Source organism: Halogeometricum pallidum JCM 14848 (genome assembly GCF_000337095.1).
Lineage (GTDB): Archaea > Halobacteriota > Halobacteria > Halobacteriales > Haloferacaceae > Halogeometricum > Halogeometricum pallidum.
In genome coordinates, this window is the sequence record NZ_AOIV01000043.1 from 1 (window position 1) to 19,392 (window position 19,392).

General features: G+C 68.6%; 20 protein-coding genes. 12 read left to right on the forward strand and 8 right to left on the reverse strand.

What is annotated here, in order from left to right; genetic code table 11:
- Positions 1-205: 205 nt before the first annotated feature.
- The 3 genes from C474_RS18770 (at position 206) to C474_RS18780 (ending at position 3,127) form a co-directional block, all read left to right on the forward strand.
- Entirely contained in the window at positions 206-1,360 is a 1,155-nt protein-coding gene (locus C474_RS18770) for a thiolase family protein (protein ID WP_008389645.1), read from the forward strand.
- Positions 1,357-1,746, forward strand: a complete 390-nt coding sequence (locus C474_RS18775; RefSeq protein ID WP_008389646.1) for an OB-fold domain-containing protein — start codon at positions 1,357-1,359, stop codon at positions 1,744-1,746. Before C474_RS18770 ends, C474_RS18775 begins: the two co-directional genes overlap by 4 nt.
- 133 nt (positions 1,747-1,879) lie before the next feature.
- Positions 1,880-3,127 carry a magnesium transporter gene (locus C474_RS18780; protein WP_008389647.1) on the forward strand — a complete coding sequence of 416 codons (1,248 nt, stop codon included), beginning with the start codon at positions 1,880-1,882 and terminating at the stop codon, positions 3,125-3,127.
- A gap of 109 nt (positions 3,128-3,236) precedes the next feature.
- Here the strand turns inward: C474_RS18780 and C474_RS18785 are convergent, their stop codons facing one another.
- The 3 genes from C474_RS18785 to C474_RS18795 form a co-directional block, all read right to left on the reverse strand.
- Entirely contained in the window at positions 3,237-3,623 is a 387-nt protein-coding gene (locus tag C474_RS18785; protein WP_008389648.1) for a winged helix-turn-helix transcriptional regulator, read from the reverse strand.
- A 261-nt stretch (positions 3,624-3,884) separates the two neighbouring features.
- The gene (locus C474_RS18790; protein ID WP_008389649.1) at positions 3,885-4,826 is read right to left on the reverse strand and encodes a DUF7547 family protein; all 942 of its coding nucleotides are present in this window, start codon (positions 4,824-4,826) and stop codon (positions 3,885-3,887) included.
- A gap of 57 nt (positions 4,827-4,883) precedes the next feature.
- Positions 4,884-5,972 (reverse strand): NADH:flavin oxidoreductase/NADH oxidase, encoded by a 1,089-nt coding sequence (locus C474_RS18795; RefSeq protein ID WP_008389650.1) that lies wholly within the window; start codon positions 5,970-5,972, stop codon positions 4,884-4,886.
- 117 nt (positions 5,973-6,089) lie between these two features.
- On the opposite strand from C474_RS18795, the gene C474_RS22740 reads away from it, so the two are divergent.
- Entirely contained in the window at positions 6,090-6,251 is a 162-nt protein-coding gene (locus C474_RS22740) for a hypothetical protein (protein ID WP_008389651.1), read from the forward strand.
- Positions 6,252-6,380: 129 nt separating this feature from the next.
- On the opposite strand, the gene dpsA is transcribed toward C474_RS22740, so the two are convergent.
- On the reverse strand, positions 6,381-6,935 hold the full coding sequence (gene dpsA / locus C474_RS18800; protein ID WP_008389653.1) for a DNA starvation/stationary phase protection protein DpsA: 555 nt from the start codon (positions 6,933-6,935) through the stop codon (positions 6,381-6,383).
- 360 nt (positions 6,936-7,295) lie between these two features.
- Here dpsA and C474_RS18805 point away from each other — a divergent pair, with 360 nt between their 5' ends.
- On the forward strand, positions 7,296-8,675 hold the full coding sequence (locus tag C474_RS18805) for a HEAT repeat domain-containing protein (RefSeq protein WP_008389655.1): 1,380 nt from the start codon (positions 7,296-7,298) through the stop codon (positions 8,673-8,675).
- A 741-nt stretch (positions 8,676-9,416) separates the two neighbouring features.
- The gene (locus C474_RS23225; RefSeq protein WP_239640463.1) at positions 9,417-10,481 is read left to right on the forward strand and encodes a phospholipase D-like domain-containing protein; all 1,065 of its coding nucleotides are present in this window, start codon (positions 9,417-9,419) and stop codon (positions 10,479-10,481) included.
- A gap of 21 nt (positions 10,482-10,502) precedes the next feature.
- Here C474_RS23225 and C474_RS18815 read toward each other — a convergent pair whose 3' ends face one another.
- Both C474_RS18815 and C474_RS18820 read right to left on the reverse strand, forming a co-directional pair.
- The gene (locus C474_RS18815) at positions 10,503-12,425 is read right to left on the reverse strand and encodes a DHH family phosphoesterase (RefSeq protein WP_008389658.1); all 1,923 of its coding nucleotides are present in this window, start codon (positions 12,423-12,425) and stop codon (positions 10,503-10,505) included.
- A gap of 94 nt (positions 12,426-12,519) precedes the next feature.
- Positions 12,520-13,398, reverse strand: coding sequence for a fructosamine kinase family protein (locus C474_RS18820; protein ID WP_008389661.1), 879 nt, complete (start codon positions 13,396-13,398; stop codon positions 12,520-12,522).
- A gap of 119 nt (positions 13,399-13,517) precedes the next feature.
- Between C474_RS18820 and C474_RS18825 the strand changes: the two genes are divergently transcribed.
- Together C474_RS18825 and C474_RS18830 are read left to right on the forward strand one after the other, a co-directional pair.
- Positions 13,518-14,012: a Mov34/MPN/PAD-1 family protein gene (locus tag C474_RS18825; RefSeq protein ID WP_008389662.1), complete on the forward strand. Its 495-nt coding sequence runs from the start codon at positions 13,518-13,520 to the stop codon at positions 14,010-14,012.
- Position 14,013: 1 nt separating this feature from the next.
- The gene (locus tag C474_RS18830) at positions 14,014-14,463 is read left to right on the forward strand and encodes an adenylyltransferase/cytidyltransferase family protein (protein ID WP_008389664.1); all 450 of its coding nucleotides are present in this window, start codon (positions 14,014-14,016) and stop codon (positions 14,461-14,463) included.
- A 114-nt stretch (positions 14,464-14,577) separates the two neighbouring features.
- On the opposite strand, the gene coxB is transcribed toward C474_RS18830, so the two are convergent.
- Positions 14,578-15,357: a cytochrome c oxidase subunit II gene (coxB, locus tag C474_RS18835; RefSeq protein WP_049917186.1), complete on the reverse strand. Its 780-nt coding sequence runs from the start codon at positions 15,355-15,357 to the stop codon at positions 14,578-14,580.
- Positions 15,358-15,534: 177 nt separating this feature from the next.
- Between coxB and C474_RS18840 the strand changes: the two genes are divergently transcribed.
- Genes C474_RS18840 through C474_RS18855 form a run of 4 tightly spaced genes read left to right on the forward strand, consistent with a single transcriptional unit; the run spans position 15,535 to position 18,264 of the window.
- Entirely contained in the window at positions 15,535-16,887 is a 1,353-nt protein-coding gene (locus C474_RS18840) for a heme o synthase (RefSeq protein WP_085944963.1), read from the forward strand.
- A gap of 2 nt (positions 16,888-16,889) precedes the next feature.
- Entirely contained in the window at positions 16,890-17,558 is a 669-nt protein-coding gene (locus tag C474_RS18845; protein ID WP_008389669.1) for a DUF7546 family protein, read from the forward strand.
- A gap of 55 nt (positions 17,559-17,613) precedes the next feature.
- The gene (locus C474_RS18850; RefSeq protein ID WP_008389671.1) at positions 17,614-17,844 is read left to right on the forward strand and encodes a SelT/SelW/SelH family protein; all 231 of its coding nucleotides are present in this window, start codon (positions 17,614-17,616) and stop codon (positions 17,842-17,844) included.
- A gap of 3 nt (positions 17,845-17,847) precedes the next feature.
- Positions 17,848-18,264, forward strand: a complete 417-nt coding sequence (locus tag C474_RS18855) for a metal-dependent hydrolase (protein WP_008389673.1) — start codon at positions 17,848-17,850, stop codon at positions 18,262-18,264.
- A gap of 33 nt (positions 18,265-18,297) precedes the next feature.
- Here C474_RS18855 and C474_RS18860 read toward each other — a convergent pair whose 3' ends face one another.
- On the reverse strand, positions 18,298-19,317 hold the full coding sequence (locus C474_RS18860) for an aldo/keto reductase (RefSeq protein ID WP_008389675.1): 1,020 nt from the start codon (positions 19,315-19,317) through the stop codon (positions 18,298-18,300).
- Between the last annotated feature and the right edge of the window lie 75 nt (positions 19,318-19,392).

Genomic DNA, 19,392 nt, shown 5'->3' on the forward strand with positions numbered 1-19,392 from the left:
AGAGATGTGTATAAGAGACAGCCATATCGGGCGTCCGCGCGCCCGCGGGGTAAAACATTCGAGACGGCGGGAGCGCACTCCGCTCCGGTCACCCGGTCGCTCAGCCAATGAACCGGACGGTCGCTCGTTCCGCGCCTCCGTCTCGTCGTGGACCCCGGCCGCGGGGAAGGGAAACGAGTAAGCGGCCGGCCCCGAGTCGGTAGGCATGGACAGCGTAGCAGTCATCGGCGCGTCGATGACCCGGTTCGGGCAGCGCGACGCGTGGATACGCGAGTTGCTCGCGGAGGCCGGACAGGCCTGTCTCGACGACGCCGGCGTCGAACCCGACGCCGTCGACCACCTGTACGTCTCGAACATGGCCAGCGGCGAGTTGGAGGGACAGACGGGCGTCCCGAACGCCTTGGCGCAGGACCTCTCGGCGGTTCCCGCCTACACCGCTCGGATCGACCAGACGTCCTCGTCGGGCGGCGCGGGCATCTACGCCGCGTGGCAGTCGGTCGCCTCGGAGGCGTCGGAGATGACGCTCCTCGTCGGCGGCGAGAAGATGACCCACCGCTCGACGGCCGAGGCGACGGACGTCATCGCGTCGCTGACGCACCCCGTCGAGTACAAACACGGCGTCACGCTCCCGAGTTTCGCCGGTCTCACGGCGCGACTCTACCTCGACACCTACGACGCCCCGCGGGAGTCGCTCGGCAAGGTGGCGGTGAAGAACCACAGAAACGGCGTCGACAACCCGCACGCGCAGTTCCGCAAGGAGGTGGACTTGGAGACGGTCCTCGACTCTCCCATCGTCGCGGACCCTCTCCGCCTGTACGACTTCTGTCCCATCACCGACGGGTCGGCGGCCCTCCTCTTTTGCCCCGAGTCGGTCGCCCGCGAGTACGCCGACGAGTACGTCGTCATCTCGGGCATCGGCGGCGCGACGGATACCCACGTCGTCCACGAACGCGCCGACCCGACGACGATGGGCGGCGTCGTCAACTCCTCCGAACAGGCCTACGAGATGGCCGACATCGGCCCCGACGACGTGGACGTAGCGGAACTCCACGACATGTTCACCATCCTCGAGTTCCTCCAGTCCGAAGACCTCGGCTTCTTCGAGAAGGGGGAGGGCTGGAAGGCGGTGGAGGAGGGGGTCACGGACCGCGACGGGGACCTGCCGATAAACACCTCGGGCGGTCTGAAGTCGAAGGGCCACCCCCTCGGCGCGTCGGGCGTAGCGCAGGCGTACGAGATATACTCGCAGTTGACCGGACAGGCGGGCGATAGACAGGTCGAGGCCGAGACGGGTCTGGCCTGCAACGTCGGCGGGTTTGGCAACTGCGTAACGACGACTATCATGGAGGCGCGACGATGAGCGACGAGAGCCGAGACAACGACGAGCACGCGATGGAGGCGTACCGATACCCCGACGGGAGCATCACCTACCCCGGCCACCTCATCGGTCCCGGCGGCGAGGAGGCGGTCGGAACGGTCGACCTGAGCGAGTACACCGCCGAAGTCGTCACGTGGACCACATCGACGGCGCCGCCGCCGGGCGTCCGCGAACCGAACTCCCTCGCCATCGTGGAGTTCGACGTGGACGGCGAACCCGTCCGCGCCATCGGCCAACTGACGACCGGCGAGGTGGAGATAGGCGACGAGGTGCGGCCCGTCTACTGCGAGGAACTCCGCGACCCCGAGGCCGGCATCCGCGAACCCGAGAGCCAGGAGTGGGACGGGTTCCGCTTCGAACCGGTCTGAGTTCGGGTCGGCGAAGTCTCTCGGTTCGGAGCGGAGATTCGAACCGGTCTGAGTTCGGGTCGGCGAGGCCGGTGCGTCGCCGGAGCGGTTCCGAGAGCGTAACCGTTTTTCGAGGACCGTGAGAGTTCGACTCATGACAGAGGACACGGCGGACGTCCAACAGGCTATCGCCGCGTCGTCGACGCCGGCCGCGGAGTTCGCACAGCTCTCGCGGCGCCGGCAGGTGGAGGTGTTCTTCTCGCTCCCGCAGACGGTCCAACAGTCGCTCCTCGCCGACATGGACGTCGGGCAGGTGCGACGATTCGTGCGTCGACTCGACCCGGACGAGGGGGCGGACGTCCTCGGACTCGCCGACGAGGAGACGCGGACGGAGGTGCTCCGCCGACTCGACCAGGACCGAAGCGACGCGCTGTCGTACCTCCTGGAGTTCGACCCGGAGACCGCCGCGGGGTTGATGCACATCGACTACGTCACCGTCGACGTCGAACGGAGTCTCGCCGACGCCGCGCGCCGCGTCGAACGGTTCGAGGCGCGCAACGACGTCGTACCCATCATCTTCGTCGTCGACGACGAGGAGTTCGTGGGCGAACTCCCGGGACGGGCGCTGGCGATGGCCGACGACGGGTCCGAGCGTCTCCGCGACCACGTCGAGAAGACGCCCGTGGTGACGTACGACACGCCCGACACGGAGGTGGTCGAGGTATTCCGGCGCGCCCCGGAGCGCTCCGTCGCCGTGTTGGACGACGACGGGACCATCCTCGGCGTCATCTACGCCGGCGACCTCCTGCGCGTCGTCGAGGAGGAGGCGAGCGAGACGCTGTACGAGTTCACCGGCGTCCAAGAGGAAGAGAGCATCCTCGACGGTCCGCTGAAGAAGGTCAGATACCGGTACAAATGGCTCATCATCAACCTCGGGACGGCGTTTCTGGCCGCCGCGGCCGTCGGCGTCTTCGAGGAGACGATCGCCGCGTTCACCCTGCTCGCGGTGTACATGCCCGTCGTCGCAGGGATGGGAGGCAACGCCGGGACGCAGTCGATGGCGGTGACGGTCCGCGGCATCGCCCTCGGACAGATCTCGCTGTCGTCGGGGAGTCGCGCCGTCGGCAACGAGGTGGTCGCGGGGGCCGCGAACGGGTTCATCACGGGCGTCCTCGTCGCGGTCATCGCGACGGTGTTCAATCAGAGCCCGCTGTTGGGTCTCGTCCTCGGCGTCTCGATGGTGTTGAACCTCGTCATCGCCGGGTTCTTCGGGACGGCGATCCCGCTGGTCCTCGACCGAATCGGCAAGGACCCGGCGACGTCGGCGACCATCTTCATCACCACCGCGACCGACGTTCTCGGCTTCTTCATCTTCCTCGGACTGGCCCGGAGCGTCCTCTGAACGCGCCGCCGCGAGACTGCCCCCCGTCGAGCGGTCGCCCGTTCGTTTCGTCGTCGTCGGCCGCGTACGCCTGGTTTCTGCCCTCTCGTTGCCGCCCGACCGGTTCCGGCTAACACTCCTCCTCCAAGGCGGCCAGCGTCGCCGCCTCGTCCACGCTCGGTACCGAGCAGTCCGAGTCCTCGCAGGGTTCGCAGGGCACCGATTCGACCATCGACGCCATCTCGCGGAGCGACGCGACGAACCGCCGGCCGCGCGGCGTCAGCGAGTACGTCGTCGACGGCGGTGACGCGGCGGTCACCTCGCGATGGACGACACCGAGACAGCGGAGTTCGCGGAGGCGCGCCGACAGCGTCTTCGCCGTCGCGCCGTCGAGCGACCGCTTCAGTTCGTTGAATCCGGCGTCGCCCTCGTCGAGACGCCGGAGAACGTCGAACGACCACTTCCCCGAGAGCGCGTCGTGCAGTCCGCTCCACGTCTCCGATTCGTCGCCCTTCATGCGTCCGTCTACGCCCTTCTCGGAGGTAAACCGACGGGGACGGTTTCGCCCGCGAAACCACCGTTATATCCGGACACTGACCAGTTTACGGGCGCTCGTCTCGAAGGGCAGATGCATGTCCCAGACAGACTGCTGTGCGACCGAAGCACCGACCGAGAACGAGACCGAACGCGAATCACTGACGGTCCGCGTCGTCTGCTGTTGCTCTGCGGGTACAGGGTGCTGCGGCGCGAGCGGGTTCCGCTCCGGCGCGGACTGCTGTTAGGCCCCGTCGCCGGGGTCCTCGTCCCGCGTCCCGTCCGGTTCCGGCCCGTCGTCGCTCGCTTCCGCGCCGTCGTCGCCGCGGACCTCCTTCCGTATCGACGCCAACTCGGCGTCGACGTCCACCCGCGGCGACTCCTCCTCGTCCTCGTCGGTCACGTCGATAGTTCTCGATTCCTCGCGTCTCCCCCGTCCGTTTTCGCCGTCGCGGTCGCGGTCCCGTCGGTTTCCGTGCTCGCGTCCACTCTCCTCGCGTTCCCGGTAGCCGTACTTCGAGCGCTCCCGTTCGCGTTCGGCCTCGTCGATGCGGGCCTCTATCTCCCCCATCAGGTCACGGGCGTCGGTGACGATGCCACGGGACTCGCCCTCCTCGGGGAGACCCGACAGCGCGTCCCGCAGGTCGTCGATGGCCCGGTCGACGCCCGAGAGCGCCTCGCGTCCCATCGTCGTCGCGGCGAGTCGTTCGGTCGTCGACCGCCGCCGGTCGCCGTCGTCGAACGTCGAGCGCTGCGGGTCGACGAGACGGAGGGCGCTCCGGAGGAGTTCCAGCGACCGGACGGTCGCTTCGAGCATCGAGATGACCGTCGGGATGGTGTACTCCTCGGTGAAGCGGAGCATCTCGCCGAGCGACGGCGGGCGCGGGAGGGGCCGGTCCCGCCCGTCGGCGTTCGAGCGGTCCCCGCGTTCGCGCCGCCGGTAGCCGTAGCGCTCGGCTTGGCGCGCGGTCGGACCGCCGCGTCGGTCGCCCCGGTCCCGTCGCGGCCGCGCGGGCCGGTCGTCCGCGCCCTCGCTTCGGTCGCCGTCGCGGTCGTCGCCCCGGCCGTTCCGGTTCCGTCCGCCCGATTCCCGCTCTTCGAGTTCGTCCCTGAGGTCGCCGAGCGTCCGGTCGAGATCGGCGAGGAGGGCCGCCAGGTCGTCGTCGGGGTCGCGTGGGTCGCTCATACCCGTCCTTCGTGGCCCGGAGAGAAAAGCTGTCGCCGTCGCGGGACGATGCCCGTGCTACTCGAACGTCCCGCGCTGGTACTGCACCGGCCACTCGACGTCCTCGTCGAGTTCGTGAGCGGCCTCCAAGGAGAAGTACGGGTTTCGGAGGTGCTCGCGGGCGAGGATGGCGAGGTCGGCCCGGTCGTTTCGGACTATCTGGTCGGCCTGTTCGGCCTCGGTTATCCCCCCGACGGCGCCGACGGCGATGTCGGTGTTCTCCTTGACGCGTTCGGCGTAGGTCACCTGGTAACCCGGACCGGGTTCGGGCACCTGCTGGTCGGGGTGGATGCCGCCCGCGCTCACGTCGATGAGGTCCGCGCCGGCGTCAGCGAGGAGGGGTCCGAGGCGGGCGGACTGCTCGACGTCCCACGACTCGCGGTCCGGGAGCCAGTCGGTCGCCGAGATGCGGACGAACACGGGCTTGTCGTCGGGCCACACCTCGCGCACCGCGGCGGTCACCTCGCGGACGAGGCGCGTCCGGTTCTCGAAGGACCCGCCGTAGTCGTCGTCGCGGCGGTTCGTCACCGGCGAGAGGAACTCGTGGAGGAGGTAGCCGTGGGCGGCGTGCACCTCGGCTATCTCGAACCCGGCGTCCAGCGCTCGCTCGGCGGCCGCGCGGAAGTCGTCGATGACCGTCTCGACGTCGTCGGCCGTCATCTCTCGCGTCGCCGCCGTCTCCTCGCTCTCGTAGGGGTACGGCTCGGACCCCGGTGCGACGGTCTCCCACCCGCCGTCGTCCGCGCCGATGGGCAGGGAGTCCTCCCACGGGACGGTCTTGCTCGCCTTCCGCCCGGCGTGAGCCAGTTGGATGGCGGGGACGCTCCCCTGCCCGCGGACGAACGCGGCGATGTCGGAGAGGGCGTCCGCGTGCTCGTCCGACCAGATGCCGAGGTCGCCCGGCGTGATTCGGCCCTCGGGCGAGACGGCCGTCGCCTCCGTCATGACGACGCCGGCGCCGCCGACGGCGCGACTGCCGAGGTGGACGAGATGCCAGTCGTTCGGCATCCCGTCCTCGGAGGAGTACTGACACATCGGCGAGACCATCACGCGGTTCGGGAGTTCCGTCCCTCGGAGGGCGAGGGAACTGAACAACGAGTCCGTCATCACCGCCTCGTAGCGTCGGGACGGAAAAACCCCTGCCGACCCCGGAACGCGACGGGGGGTACCTCGAAGTTTAGGGAGACCAAAACTGTCTTATCCTCCCGCCCGTCACGGGTAGGTATGGAAGGTCTCGACGACGCGGAACTGAACGGTCCCGACGCCCCCGAATCGACGGTCGACGCACACCGGTCCTCGCCCGACCGAACGGTCTTCACGGAGTCCGGCAACCCCGACGCGTGGATCGCGGTCGACACCGACGCGACGCTTGACCTCGAACGGTAACCGACGTGCTCTCCGTTCTCGACTCCCCGCTCCCGACGGCTGCGGCGCTCGGCGGTTTCCGCGGTTCTTCTAAAAAAGCGGTCGTCCGGTCTCGGCGACGCGACGAATCGGAGCAGTGCGGCCGCGCGCTTACTCGTGGTGGACGGCGTCCTCGGTGACGAGCGTGTCGTCCTCGAGGTAGTGCTCGATGTGGTGGGCGTCGCCCTCGACGTGCTCCAGGTTCTCGCGCAGGAGGTGCGCCGTGGTGTGGTCGCCGAGGTTCTCGGCGAGTTCGACGTGCTCGCGGAGCGTCTCGATGATGTCGCCGTACATCTCCATGTCGTTGCGCAGCGAGGTTCGGATGTCGTAGACGTCCTGTCCCTCGTGGGAGACGGGGGCGTGCTCTTCGAGCGCCTTGCCGCCCGAGACGGGGACGCCGCCGAGAGCCTGTGCGCGCTCGGCGAGTTCGTCGGCGAACACCTCGGCGTGCTCGTACGCCTCCTCTAAGAAGACGTGGAGGTCGAGGAACTCCGCGCCCTCGACGACCCAGTGGTGCTTCTTCAGCTGGTGGTACAGCACGTACGTCGCGGCGAGGTCCGTGTTCAGCGCGTCGACGAGCTGCTCCGCGCGGTCGGCGTCCATCCGGAGGGCTTCGCTTCCTTCGACGACATCCGCGGGCTGGCGAACGTTCTTTTGGGTACTCATGTGTACTCGTTTCTTGACGTGCCACCGACTTAGTCCTTCCCCTTCTCAGAAGATTTTTTGGCTAATCGGAAATGATAGCATTGCTTTTTGGCAAGCCAAACTTCCGAAAAGAGTGCGACGGCTGACCAACTCCCGCGCGCTTTTACGCTTCAGTCCCGGTGAAAGGAACTGTGCGCGTCGTTTCGCTCCTCCCGTCGGCCACGAACTCCTGTACCGTCTCGACGTCGAACGGTCGGCGTCTCACACAGTTGCAACTACCCGCCCGTGGTGGACACCGACGTGCGCTCTCCCGGTTTTCTCGAAGCCGTCGCGCAGACCGAAGGGAAACGCTCTTTTCGTGCACGCGCGGACTGTTGGTATATGAGCGACGGGGACGACGAGACGCCGGCGGAGACGCCAGAGGAGACAAACGAGACGCCCGAACAGACTGAGGAGGCGTCCGCCGATACGTCCGAGGAGACGGCGGAGACGACGGACGCCTCCGCCGAATCCGAGGAGATAACGGCCGAGAGCCTGAACGAACGCCTCGATTCCGCCGAGGAGGATCTCGAAGCGGCCGAGACCGAAGACGACCTCGACGCGGTCGAGGCGGAACTCGACGACATCGAGTCGGATATCGAGGCCGCCGACCTGCCGGAACCGGACGAAGAGGAGGACGACGAGGACGCCGACGACCCGCGCGCGGACCTCGAAGCCCGTCTCTCCGACCTCCGCGAGGACCTCGAATCCCAGCGCGGCCCGTACGCCGAGGACGTGGTCGACGACATCGAGTCGTCGAAGACGAAGATCACCGACACGCGCTGGACCGAACGCGGGCAAGAAGAGATCGTCGAGGTGGTCGAGTCGTTCGCGGTCGACGTGAACGAGATTCTCGACGCTTCCGTCTCCGTCGACGGCGAGTCCGAGGAGAACCTAACCGCCGCCCTCGACGAAGCCGTCGAGGCCGTCGAGTCGGCCGGACTGGACGCCGACGACGACGAGGAGACCATCGCCGCGCTTATCGAAGCGACCGACGAGTTGGAGGCCGGCCTCGAAGACGCACAGGAGTGGGACGACCTACAGACGAATGAGAAGCTCCGGGCCGAGGGCTTCTTCGACGTGCTCGGTCACTACAAGGATTACCCGCCGGAGCTCTCGGCGATACAGGAGTGGGAGCAGCGCGGCCGGGCGGACATGATCATGCTGGCGAAAGACAGCCTCCAGTCGGAGTTCATGCAGGCCCACTGCATGGACGCGTTCGTCCGGATGGGCGACCCCGCGGTGTTCGACGAGATGCACCAACTCGCAGAGCGACGGAACAAGAAGGCCATCCGGGCGCTCGGAACGATGGGGTCGGCCGCCGATGACGCCGTCGAGGCGCTGACCGAATACGTCGACACCGACTCCGACCCGGCGCTCCAGAAGGTGACGTTCAAGGCGCTCGGCGAAATCGGCTCACCCGCGGCGACGCAGGCCGTCGCCGACAAACTCGTGATGGACAACGACAACGTGCGGCCGTACGCCGCCCGGTCGCTCGGCCTCATCGGCGACACGCGCGCCGTGAAGCCGCTGAAGGACACGCTTGCGAACGACGACAGCGACACCGTCCGGGCCGCCGCGGCCTGGGCGCTCCGTCAGATCGGTACGAAGGAGGCGCTCGAAGCCGCCGCCGACTACTCGGACGAGCGCTCGTTCCTCGTCCAGCACGAGGCCGAACTCGCCGACGACAGCCTCGGCGACACCGACGCGCCGCGGGCGTAACTCCCGGCTCGACTCCTCGTCTTTTCTCCCCCGAGCGACTGCTCCCGACCGAACCCGGTCGGGGGTTCAAGTAGGATGACGGGGCCACCCTCCCCGTGTCGAACGCTCGCCGCCTCGCTCGCGTCTTCCTGGTCTGCGCGCTTCTCTGGCAGTCCGCCGGTACCGGCGTCGCCGTCGGTCTCACGGCCGCCGCGGAGAGCGACGGCGCCGGCGGTCCGGCCGTCCTCGGAGCCCACCCGAACCCCGTCGCGGCGGACGACGCCGGCGAGTACGTCGCCGTCCGCGTCGCCGGCGCCGGGAACCTCACGCTCTCGGACGGCGAGGACACGGCGCCGGTTCCGCGCCGCGCGGGCGCCGTCGCCCTCTCTCCGGACCCGGACGCCGCGCGCGCGGTGACGGCGCTCCCCGTCGTCCGCGCGAACCTCTCGCTGTCGAACGCGGGCGAACGCCTCGTTCTGCGCCGCGGCGGGACGGTCGTCGACCGGGTCGAGTACGGGGACGCTCCCGAGGGCGAACGCTGGAACGCCTCCGCCGACCGGTGGACGCCCGTCGGACTGGACCTGCGCGCCCCCGCGACGACCGGGCCCGCGGACGCGACGGCGTTCGTCCTCCCCGACGCGCCCGACCTCGCGGCGGAGACGCTCCGCTCGGCCGACGACCGACTCCTGCTCGCGGGCTACACANCTCCCCGACGCGCCCGACCTCGCGGCGGAGACGCTCCGCTCGGCCGACGACCGACTCCTGCTCGCGGGCTACACGCTCTCTTCGGACCGCGTCGCGGACGCCCTCCTCGCCGCCCATCGGCGGGGCGTCCGCGTGCGCGTTCTCGTCGAAGGGTCGCCCGTCGGCGGCGTCTCCCGCGCGCAGGCGGCGACGCTGGACCGACTCGCGGCGGCCGGCGTGCCGGTCGCCATCGTCTCCGGTCCGAAGGTGAAGTTCTCGTATCACCACGCGAAGTACGCCGTCGTCGACGACCGGTCGTTGGTGCTCACGGAGAACTGGAAGCCGGCGGGCACCGGCGGTCGAGACAGTCGCGGGTGGGGCGTCCGCGTCGCCTCGAACCGAACCGCGGACGAACTCGCTGCGGTGTTCGCGGCGGACTCGACGGGCCGCGGCGTCGTCGACTGGGAGTCCTTCCGCGACGGACGGGAGTTCGTCGACGACGCGCCCGCGACGGCGACGTACCCCGCGCGCTTCGCGCCCGAATCGGTCTGCGCGACGGAGGTGCGCGTCCTCACCACGCCCGGCAACGCGGGCGAGGCGGTGATTCGACGGGTGGACGGCGCCGAGGAGCGAATCGCGGTCGTGAACCCCCGCATCGACCCCGACAGCCGGTTCTTCGCCGCCCTCGTCCGCGCGGCGCGGCGCGGCGTCTCGGTGCGGATACTCCTCTCGAACGCGTGGTACGACGAGGCGGAGAACGAGGCGGTGGTCGCCCGAGTCGAGGAACTTCGGAAGTCGGGCCTCCCTATCGAGGCGCGCATCGCCGACCCGCGGGGCCGGTTCGGCAAGGTGCACGCGAAGGGCGCCGTCGTCGACGGGGAGTTCGCCCTCGTGGGGAGTCTCAACTGGAACGACCACGCCGCGACGGAGAACCGGGAGGTGGTGCTCGAACTGAGCGGGGACGGCCCGGCGGGCTACTACCGGCGGGCGTTCGACGCGGACTGGAACGCCGCGGGCGGGGGTGCCGGCGCACTCGGCGTCGCCGACGCCGACCGGACGACGTGGCTCCTCGTCGCCGGCGCACTCGCCTCCGCGGCGCTGGCCGGACTGATACTGAAAAAGGCGGTTCGGTTCGAGGGGTGAGTCGACGCGACGACGAGTGCGCTACTCGGCGTCGACGGTCGCCTGCGTAGACAGTTCCGCGTCGAGTTCGGCGTCGGCCATCTTCTCGACGAGGCTGTCGATGACCTCGCTGCGCATCCCCTTCACGAACTTGATGGACCCGACGACGAGGTGGCCGCCGCCGGAGACGCCGCCGCCGACGACTTCCTCGTTGAGTTCGGCGACCATCTGCGGGATGTCGAGGCGGACGCCATCCGAGCGGAGGACAGCGAAGTCCGGCCCGTAGCCGATGGTGATGACGGGTTCCTGCATCTCCTGGACCTTCCGGTCGTGAATCTTCCCGGTCGTCTTCCCCGGCGCCGGGTAGGTGAAGCGGTGCGCCCACTCGTCTAAGTCGATGGTGTACAGGTGCGCGTCGGAACTGAGCGTCTCGTGGTCGACGTGCGACTCGGCGGCTTCGAGTTGGCGGTCCACGTCGCGTTCGGCGCGGGTGGCGAGGAACTCGATCAGTTCCTCGTGGCGCGCCTCGTCGTCGCACCCGACGTTGAGCACGTCGTTGACGATGGACTGCCCGTCGCTGTAGCGGAGCCAGTGGGCCGCATAGTCGAGAGCCTCACCGATATCGAGCAGTTCCTCGCGGTCGTACCCCTCCGCCGCGGCGAGTTCGACGAAGTCGTCCATCGCCTCGGCCTTCGAGCGGTCCGAGAGGCCGGCGACGGCGGGGACGTGCTTCAACTCGTCCGTGAGCGAGGGGTCGATCATCCGCGCGAGTTCGACGCACATCATGCCCGTCGTGATGCGGTAGTCCTCGTCGTACAGGTAGGGGTTGACGTGGGCGTCCAGCAGGGGTTCGACCGCCTCGGGGTCGGGGTGGTGGTGGTCGACGACGGCGATGGGCACGTCGTAGTGCGCGAGGTTCTCGTAGGCGGGCACGTCCTCCTCCGTCGACCCGTTGTCGAGCATGAGGAGGAAGGGGAGACGTTGGCCGTGTCGCGCGCGGCCCTCCAAGGCGAAGTTCAGGTCGCGGGTCACGTCCTCCATCTCGTAGAACGGCGCCTTCGAGGGGAGGCGCTTGATGAGATGTCGCGGTGCGTCGTCGTCGTCGTGCACGTCCGCGATGAAGTTCTCCAGGGCCAGTTGTACCGGGACGGACGCGCACATCCCGTCGCCGTCGGCGTGGTGGCGGACGCGGATGGGGCGGCCCTCGAGGACGGTCCGGCGCAGGAGGCGGGCCACGTCGCGCAGGTCCTCGCGGAGTTTCTCGAACTCGGGCCACTCGACGAGCGGTTCGACCTCGTTCGGTTCGGCGCGTTCTTCGAGGGCGGCGTCGAGGCGTTCGCGGGTCTCCGTGGCCGCCTCGTCGTCGAGTTTCATCATCGACTCGACCTCCAGTTGGAGGGCGTCCTCGTGGTTCTCGGCGGTGCCGCTGACGCGGACCACGTCGTCCAGTTCCACTTCGGGGTGCGCGCGGACGCCGGCGTCCTCGAAGGCGGCGGCCGAGACGATGCCGGTGTCGTCGGTGATGCGGAAGATGGTGGGGCCGCCGGTCTGTTTTATCTGCGCGACGACGCCCTCGACGAACGCCTCGTCACCCGGTTCGAGGTCCTCGATGGACGTGATGTCGGGTTCGTAGTCGACGGTGACTGTGCGGTAGTCGTCGAAACTCACCGTGTCGAACGCCACGTCGCCGTTCTCGCGGACCTCTTCGAGGGCGACGACGAGGCGGTCGCCGACCTCGTAGGTGCGGTCGAGGTTCGACTCGTGGACGAGGCCGGACACTTCGTCGGAGATGTCGACGAAGATGCCGTACTCGACGACGCCGTTGACGACGGCGTGGTAGTTGGCGCCGACTTCGGTATCGTCGAGCGTGCAGTTCGGTGCGAGGTCGTAGACGACAGGTCGCGAGTCCGCGTCCGAATTCGAACCGGACTCGCCGCCGGAATCCCCGGCGTTTTCGACAGTCATAGTGGGAAGAAATCGTGGCCGCCGGTTAAGACTTTACATGCGCGTCCGGGGCCGACGCGCCCGAATCCGTCCTGCCTGTCGGCCGCCGCGCGCCTCAGTATCCCAGTTCGCGAAGCGACCTGCGGAGGCGCGGAAGGTAGGCGTCGCCGAAGTGTCTGACGTGTTCGATGAGGGGGTGGACGCCGTAGACGGCGGCCCGCGTCTCGAAGAACCCCTCCTCGATTCCGCGACGTTCGTCGTACCGGTCGAAGAAGTCGTCGCCGAACGACCCGAACAGGGCGACGTACGCGAGTTCTATCTCGGGGTGTCCGTAGTACGTCGCGGGGTCGATGAACGCCCGCACCTCGCCGTCGCGGACGATAACGTTCTCCCGCCACACGTCGCCGTGGACGAGGGCGGGGGCGTCGGGTTCGGTCAGGAGCGAATCGAGGTCCGAGGCGAGAGCGCCCACCCGCTCTCTGTCCGAAGTCGGGAGCTTTCCCTCGGCGACGCAGGCGTCGGCGCAATCGAGCAGGCGGTGTTCGCGGAAGAACTCGACCCACGAGTCGGTCCACGGGTTCGGGAGGGCGAACGCGCCGCTGAGCGTGTCGAACGGGAACCCCGACCGGTCGGCGGTCACGCCGTGAAGCGCGGCGAGGTGGTCCGCCGCGTCGCGTTCGACCGACCGGGTGACGCGGCCGTCCCCCTCGACGTACGCCATGAACAGCAGGTCGTCGGACGCGTCGTACACCTCGGGGACCGGCAGCGACGACTCCGCGGCGAGGTAGCGGAGCATCCGGGCTTCGACCGATAGCGGCGTGTCGCCGACTTTCGCCACGACCGGGTCGCGGTCGGCGAAGTCGACTCGGTAGACCGTTCCCACCTCGCCGCCGTCGAGTTCGGTGAGCGTCGAGACGGGCGATTCGAACCGCGATTCGGCGCGGGCGCGGATCGCTTCCGGTTCGGGGGGCGTCTCGTCCGTCGCGTCGGTCATGCCTCCGCGTTCGCGGCCCGCATCCCTGAGCGTGACGCTTCGGCCATCGTACCGCAGTCGTGCGGTTTCCTCGGTTCCCGGACCGGAACTCTTAGATGCCGACGCGCCGGACGTTGCGTATGCGCCTCTTCCGGTCGAAGGAGATTCTCGGAATCGCCGAGGAGGCACTCGACTTCGCGTTGGAAGCGTCGAAGGAGACCCACCCGAACGAGTACATGGGCTTTCTCCGCGGGGAGGACGCCCGCCGCGTCGGCCTCGACGAGTCGGGCACCGTCATCACGGACGTGCTCATCATCCCCGGGACGACGTCCGACCCCGTCAGCGCCACCGTGCGCTCGGATATGATTCCGAACGACATGCAGGCGGTGGGGTCGATTCACTCGCACCCCAACGGCGTCCTCCGCCCGAGCGACGCCGACCTCGACACGTTCGGGCAGGGCCGGGTGCACATCATCGTCGGTCACCCCTATCGGCGCAGCGACTGGCGCGTGTTCGACCAGGAGGGCAAGCCGACGACTCTCGACGTCCTCGACGTCGACCTCCCCGACCCCGAATCGTTCTTCGACTTCGACGAGGCGGACCTCGGTCTGGACCTCGACGACGAGGACGCCTGACGTGACGCGACGCGTCATCGCGCAGGGGACGTTCGACATCCTCCACCCCGGTCACGTCCATTACCTGCGCGACGCCGCCGCCCTCGGCGACGAACTGCACGTTATCGTCGCCCGCCGGGAGAACGTCACTCACAAGCGAAAACCCGTCCTGCCGGACCGCCAGCGCCGCGACATGGTCGACGCCCTCTCGATGGTCACCGAAGCGCATCTCGGTCACCGCGAGGACATCTTCGTCCCCATCGAGCGCATCCGCCCGGACGTCATCGTCCTCGGCCACGACCAACACCACGACGCCGACGGCATCCGCGAGGCCCTCGCCGGCCGCGGCATCGACTGCGAGGTGACGCGCGCCTCCGCGCGCGAACCCGGCTACGAGGACGAACTGCTCTCGACCGGCCGCATCATCGACCGCGTCCTCGAAGAACGCGGGGACGCCGCCTCCGAGAACTGAGCTCTCGTCGCCTGTCGGAGAGAGAACGCCGAGAGCGACGCGGCCGACGGACCGGGCGCTCGAGGGGAGACGAAGAGAACGAACCGCGGAGAAGGACCGACGAGCGTTAATCGCTTACTGCGCCAGTGCGGGGGCGGACGCCGACGCGGGTGCCTCGACGCTACCGCTGTTGCCGCCGCCGCTACTGCTGTTCTGCTGTTCTGCGACCCAGTTTTGGTACTCCTGTTGGGAGACGACTTCGACCGTGAAGTACATCTGCGAGTGGGAGACGCCGCAGAACTCCGAACAGTAGCCCTGGTACTCCCCTTCCTCGTAGGGCACCGTCTTCACCGTATTTATCTGCCCCGGGAAGGCGTCGATCTTCATCGCCAACTCGGGGACGTGGAAGCCGTGTATCACGTCCCTGGAGGTGACGTGAACCACCACCGGTCTGTCCTTCGGCACCACTATCTGCGTGCCCGTGCTGAAGTTACCCTCCTCGGGGTAGGACATCTCCCAGCCCCACTGGTACGCCTCGGCGTGGACGACGACCGGTTCCTCCTGCATGTCGGCCGCGTCGGACCCGGGATAGGTGACGTTCTCGTTCGCCAGCACGCCGTAGGAGGCGACGCCGACGAACAGGAGGATGATGGCCGTGGCGATGGTCCAGGTGATTTCGAGCCGCCGGTTCTCCTTCGTCGGGAGCGGGTTGTCGTTCTTCCGGAACTTCACCACCGCGTAGAGGAGGATGACCTCGACGAGGACGGTGATGGGAATGGCGATGTACAGAAGCTTGCTGTTCAGCTCGTTGATGAGTTCGGCGCTCGCCGACGCCTGCGCCGCGGCGGGGTCCGCGAACGCCGCCAGAACGAGCACTGAGAACGCGGAAACGAGCGCTAAACGCGTCTTTCGCATCTTATCGCACGGTTGGGAACAAGCGCCTAAATAGTTGCTGTCTTTTCGTCGCGCGGTCGTCCGGAACCGCGAAAGCGCGGGTCCTAAATACGCCGCCTCCGAACGGACCGTAGGTGACTACTCGTGGAATCGAACCGAACGCACGACCGTTTTCACGGCCTCCTGGCGGCGACCGCCATGGGGGTCTATCTCCTGCTCCTCGTCGGCGCGACGACGGCGCTCACCGACGCCGCGGCGGCCTGCACCGCGTGGCCCGTCTGCGGTGACGGCTTCACCGCGCCGACCACCGCCGACGGGTGGCTCGCGGTCGGCCACCGACTCGCGGCCGTCCTCGTCGGCGTCCTCGGCGTCGTCACGCTGGTCGTCGGCGTCCGCGCCGACGTGAGCCGACGCGTCCTCGGCGCGATGGTCGTCGCCGGCCTCCTCTATCCCGTACAGGCCGCCCTCGGCGCGTTCGTCGCCGTCGCGGGGCCGTCGACGACGCTATCGACCGCCCACCTCACGGTGGGGATGGGCATCTTCGGCGGCCTCGTCGCCGCCCTCGCGTGGACGCTGGAGGCCGACACCGGCGACCCGACCGACCGCCCCGAGAGCGCGCCCGAACCGGACCTCCCGCCGGAGCGAACCCACGACCCGACCGTGCCGACCGACCCCGTCGAACGCGCGAAGGCGACCGCCTACGCGTACTTCCGGCTGATGAAGCCGCGGCTGATGTGGCTGCTCTGTCTCGTCGCCTCGGCGGGCATGGCGCTGGCGACGACGACGAACGTGGGCCTCACGCCCGAAATCGTCCTCGCCACCCTCGGCGGCGGCGTCCTCTCCATCGGCGCCTCGGGCACGTTCAACCACGTCCTCGAACGCGACATCGACCGCCGGATGGAGCGGACCAGCGACCGACCGCTCGCCGTGGACCTCGTCCCCGTCCGGCACGCCGTCGCGTTCGGCCTCCTCCTGGCGGCCGCCTCGGTGGCGCTGTTCGCGTGGGTGAACGCCCTCGCGGCCGTCCTCGGCGTCGGCGCCATCCTCTTTTACAGCGTCGTCTACACGCTCATCCTGAAACCGAACACGGTGCAGAACACCGTCATCGGCGGCGCGGCGGGCGCGCTCCCGGCGCTCATCGGCTGGGTGGCCGTCACCGGCTCCGTCGGCCTCGGCGGCCTCGCGCTCGCGGCGGTCATCTTCCTGTGGACCCCCGCGCACTTCTACAACCTCGCCCTGGCCTACAAGGACGACTACGCCCGCGGCGGCTTCCCGATGATGCCCGTCGTCCGCGGCGAGACGGCGACCAGAAAGCACACGCTGTGGTACCTCGGTGCGACGCTCGTCGCCGCCGGCGCGCTGGCGGCGATGGAGGGCCTCGGTCTCCTCTACGCGCTGACAAGCATCGTCTTCGGCGGCGTCTTCCTCTACTTCGTCGTCCGCCTGCACTACGAACAGACCCAGTCGGCGGCGCTCAGGTCGTTCCACGCGTCGAACGCCTACCTCGGCACGCTGCTCCTCGCCGTCGTCGTCGACACGCTGGCCCTCTGACCGTGACGGTAACCGAATCGCTCGGCCGAGCCATCGCCGACCGCGACGTGCTGTACGCCGGCCTGCTGGCGAACACGCTCGGAATCCTCGCGCTGGCGTACGTCCTCCTCGCCGAAATCACGGTCACGCAGCCCCGCTACGCGTTCTACGGGCTGCTCTGGATAGCCGTCGGCGTCCTCGCCGTCTGGAAGACGACGCCCGCGCCGACGGACGCGACGACCCGTCGGCGGGCCGCGCTCGTCGCCGCCGGCTACGTCGCCGTTCTCGCCGTCGTCGGCGGCGTCGTCGTCTCGACGATGGGCGACCTCTCGTGGGGCGCCCGCCTCTCCACGCTCGCGCCCGGGTGGGGGCCGGCGCCCGTCGTCACGACGCCGTGGTTCACGGTGGTGCTGATGCCCGCCCGCGTCGTCGGCTACCTCGCGCTCGGCTACCTCGTGTACGCCACGGTCATCGACGCTTCCGGGTCGGCCGTCTCGGGCGTCCTCGGCCTGCTCTCCTGTGTCTCCTGTTCGTGGCCCATTCTCGCCTCGGTCCTCTCCGGCGCGTTCGGGGGCGGGTCGGCCTTGGTCGCCGCGACGTTCGACCTCTCCTACGACCTCTCGACGCTCGTCTTCCTCGTCACCGTCGCGCTGCTGTACTGGCGGCCGTTCGGCTTCGGCCGCGAAGACTGAGCGGACGGGCGGGTCCACGTTCAGGTTTAACTCCCCGGCGGGCGGACACTCCCCTATGAGCGAGGTAGAAATAGAGTACTGCGTGCCGTGCGGGTTCCTGGAGCGAGCCGAGGAGATGCAGCACGCCGTCCTCGAACAGTTCGGCGAACGCGTCGACCGCGTCGCCCTGGTGACGGGCGACCACGGCGTCCTCACCGTCGCCGTCGACGGCGAACTCGTGTGGGACAAAAGCGAGGACGAGTACGACGTGGACGAGGTCGTCCGCCGCGTCCGGACGGCGCTCTGAGCGGTGAAGTCAGTCGAACACGCCGTCGTCGGCGCCGTCGTCTCGGCGGCCGCGGCGATGCTCCTGTTTCCCACTTCGAACGGCGTCGCGTTCGGGGGACTCGTCGCCGTCGGCGTCCTCCTGAGCGTCTTCGTCGACCTGGACCACTTTCTCATCGCCCGCGCGATGGTCGGCGACTGGCGGAATCTCGAACGCGCGGTGACGAACCCGCGCGTCGGACTCGTCGAACAGGAGAAGGTGTTCGCCGACTTGGACGAGGAGGGTCTCGTCCAGCGTCGACTGCTCAGCCACCACCTCGTCGGCGGCGCACTCTCTCTCGTCCTCGTTCTCCTCGGCTTCTGGAGCCTCGCCGCCTTCGTCGCCGTCGTCCTCTACGCGCACGTCCTCTGTGACTACCTCAGGGACATCGGCTACGCCTGAGAGAAGTCGGCCAGTCGGGCGCTGACGCCCGACTCAGTGCCAGAGCCGACCGTCCTCGTCGTAGCGCGCGTCCATGATCCGCTCCCACTGCTCCTCGGAGAGGTCCACGTCCGCCGCGCCGATATTCTCGTCCAGTTGCTCCTCGGTGCGCGCGCCGACGATGGGCACCACCGTCGCGTCGGGGTAATCCATCAGCCAGCGGAGCGCCACCTGTGCGGGCGAGGCGTCCGCTTCGTCGGCCACCTCGCGTACCGCGTCGAGCACCTTCCACCCGCGTTCGGAGAGGTAGAACTGGTCGAACCGCTCGTCGAACGACGCGCGGGAGCCGTCGGGCGCGACGACCTGTTTCGGGTCTTCGGGGTCGGTGCGCTCGTACTTGCCCGTGAGGAAGCCGCCCGCCAGCGGCGAGTACGGGCACACGGCGAGTTCCTGGTCCCCGCAGACGTCGAGGTACTCCTCGACGTCCTCGTAGTAGCCCGCGTGGAACAGCGGTTGGGTCACCTCGAAGCGCTCCCAGTCGTGGAGTTCGGACTTCCACAGCGCCTTCGTGAGTTGCCAGGACGCCATCGTCGAAGCGCCGAGGTAGCTCACCTTCCCCTTCTCGACGAGGCCGTTCAGCGTCGACAACGTCTCCTCGACGTCCGTCTCCTCGTCCCAGCGGTGGATGTAGTAGAGGTCGAGGTAGTCCGTGCCGAGTCGGTCCAGCGTCCCCTCTATCTGATTTCGGATGTGCGTGCGCGAGAGGCCCGAGCCGTTGGGGTCGTCCTCGTCGAACGGGAAGTACACCTTCGAGGCGAGGACGTACTCCTCCCTGTCGCGTCCTTCGAGCCAATCGCCGATCCACGACTCCGACCGGCCGTTCGGGTTGCCGTAGACGTTCGCGGTGTCGATGAAGTTGCCCCCTCGGTCGGCGAACGCGTCCAAGAGGTCGTGGGCGTCCTCCTTCGACGTCTCCAACACGCCGTTCGTCTCGCGGCCGAAGCGCCACGTCCCGAAGCAGAGTTCGGACACGCTCGTGCCCGTGCTCCCGAGTCGCCGGTAGTCCAGACTCATGCAGGGGGGACGCGAGGGCGGTGCAAAAGTGTGACACTACCGGTGAATCCGCTCCCTTTCGTTCAGCAATACCAA

Bases quoted from the DNA above. Each gene is read 5' to 3' on its own strand.
- C474_RS18770 (WP_008389645.1), top strand. From the start codon at position 206: ATGGACAGCGTAGCAGTCATCGGCGCGTCGATGACCCGGTTCGGGCAG.
- C474_RS18775 (WP_008389646.1), top strand. From the start codon at position 1,357: ATGAGCGACGAGAGCCGAGACAACGACGAGCACGCGATGGAGGCGTAC.
- C474_RS18780 (WP_008389647.1), top strand. From the start codon at position 1,880: ATGACAGAGGACACGGCGGACGTCCAACAGGCTATCGCCGCGTCGTCG.
- C474_RS18785 (WP_008389648.1), bottom strand. From the start codon at position 3,623: ATGAAGGGCGACGAATCGGAGACGTGGAGCGGACTGCACGACGCGCTC.
- C474_RS18790 (WP_008389649.1), bottom strand. From the start codon at position 4,826: ATGAGCGACCCACGCGACCCCGACGACGACCTGGCGGCCCTCCTCGCC.
- C474_RS18795 (WP_008389650.1), bottom strand. From the start codon at position 5,972: ATGACGGACTCGTTGTTCAGTTCCCTCGCCCTCCGAGGGACGGAACTC.
- C474_RS22740 (WP_008389651.1), top strand. From the start codon at position 6,090: ATGGAAGGTCTCGACGACGCGGAACTGAACGGTCCCGACGCCCCCGAA.
- dpsA (WP_008389653.1), bottom strand. From the start codon at position 6,935: ATGAGTACCCAAAAGAACGTTCGCCAGCCCGCGGATGTCGTCGAAGGA.
- C474_RS18805 (WP_008389655.1), top strand. From the start codon at position 7,296: ATGAGCGACGGGGACGACGAGACGCCGGCGGAGACGCCAGAGGAGACA.
- C474_RS18815 (WP_008389658.1), bottom strand. From the start codon at position 12,425: ATGACTGTCGAAAACGCCGGGGATTCCGGCGGCGAGTCCGGTTCGAAT.
- C474_RS18820 (WP_008389661.1), bottom strand. From the start codon at position 13,398: ATGACCGACGCGACGGACGAGACGCCCCCCGAACCGGAAGCGATCCGC.
- C474_RS18825 (WP_008389662.1), top strand. From the start codon at position 13,518: ATGCGCCTCTTCCGGTCGAAGGAGATTCTCGGAATCGCCGAGGAGGCA.
- coxB (WP_049917186.1), bottom strand. From the start codon at position 15,357: ATGCGAAAGACGCGTTTAGCGCTCGTTTCCGCGTTCTCAGTGCTCGTT.
- C474_RS18840 (WP_085944963.1), top strand. From the start codon at position 15,535: ATGGGGGTCTATCTCCTGCTCCTCGTCGGCGCGACGACGGCGCTCACC.
- C474_RS18850 (WP_008389671.1), top strand. From the start codon at position 17,614: ATGAGCGAGGTAGAAATAGAGTACTGCGTGCCGTGCGGGTTCCTGGAG.
- C474_RS18860 (WP_008389675.1), bottom strand. From the start codon at position 19,317: ATGAGTCTGGACTACCGGCGACTCGGGAGCACGGGCACGAGCGTGTCC.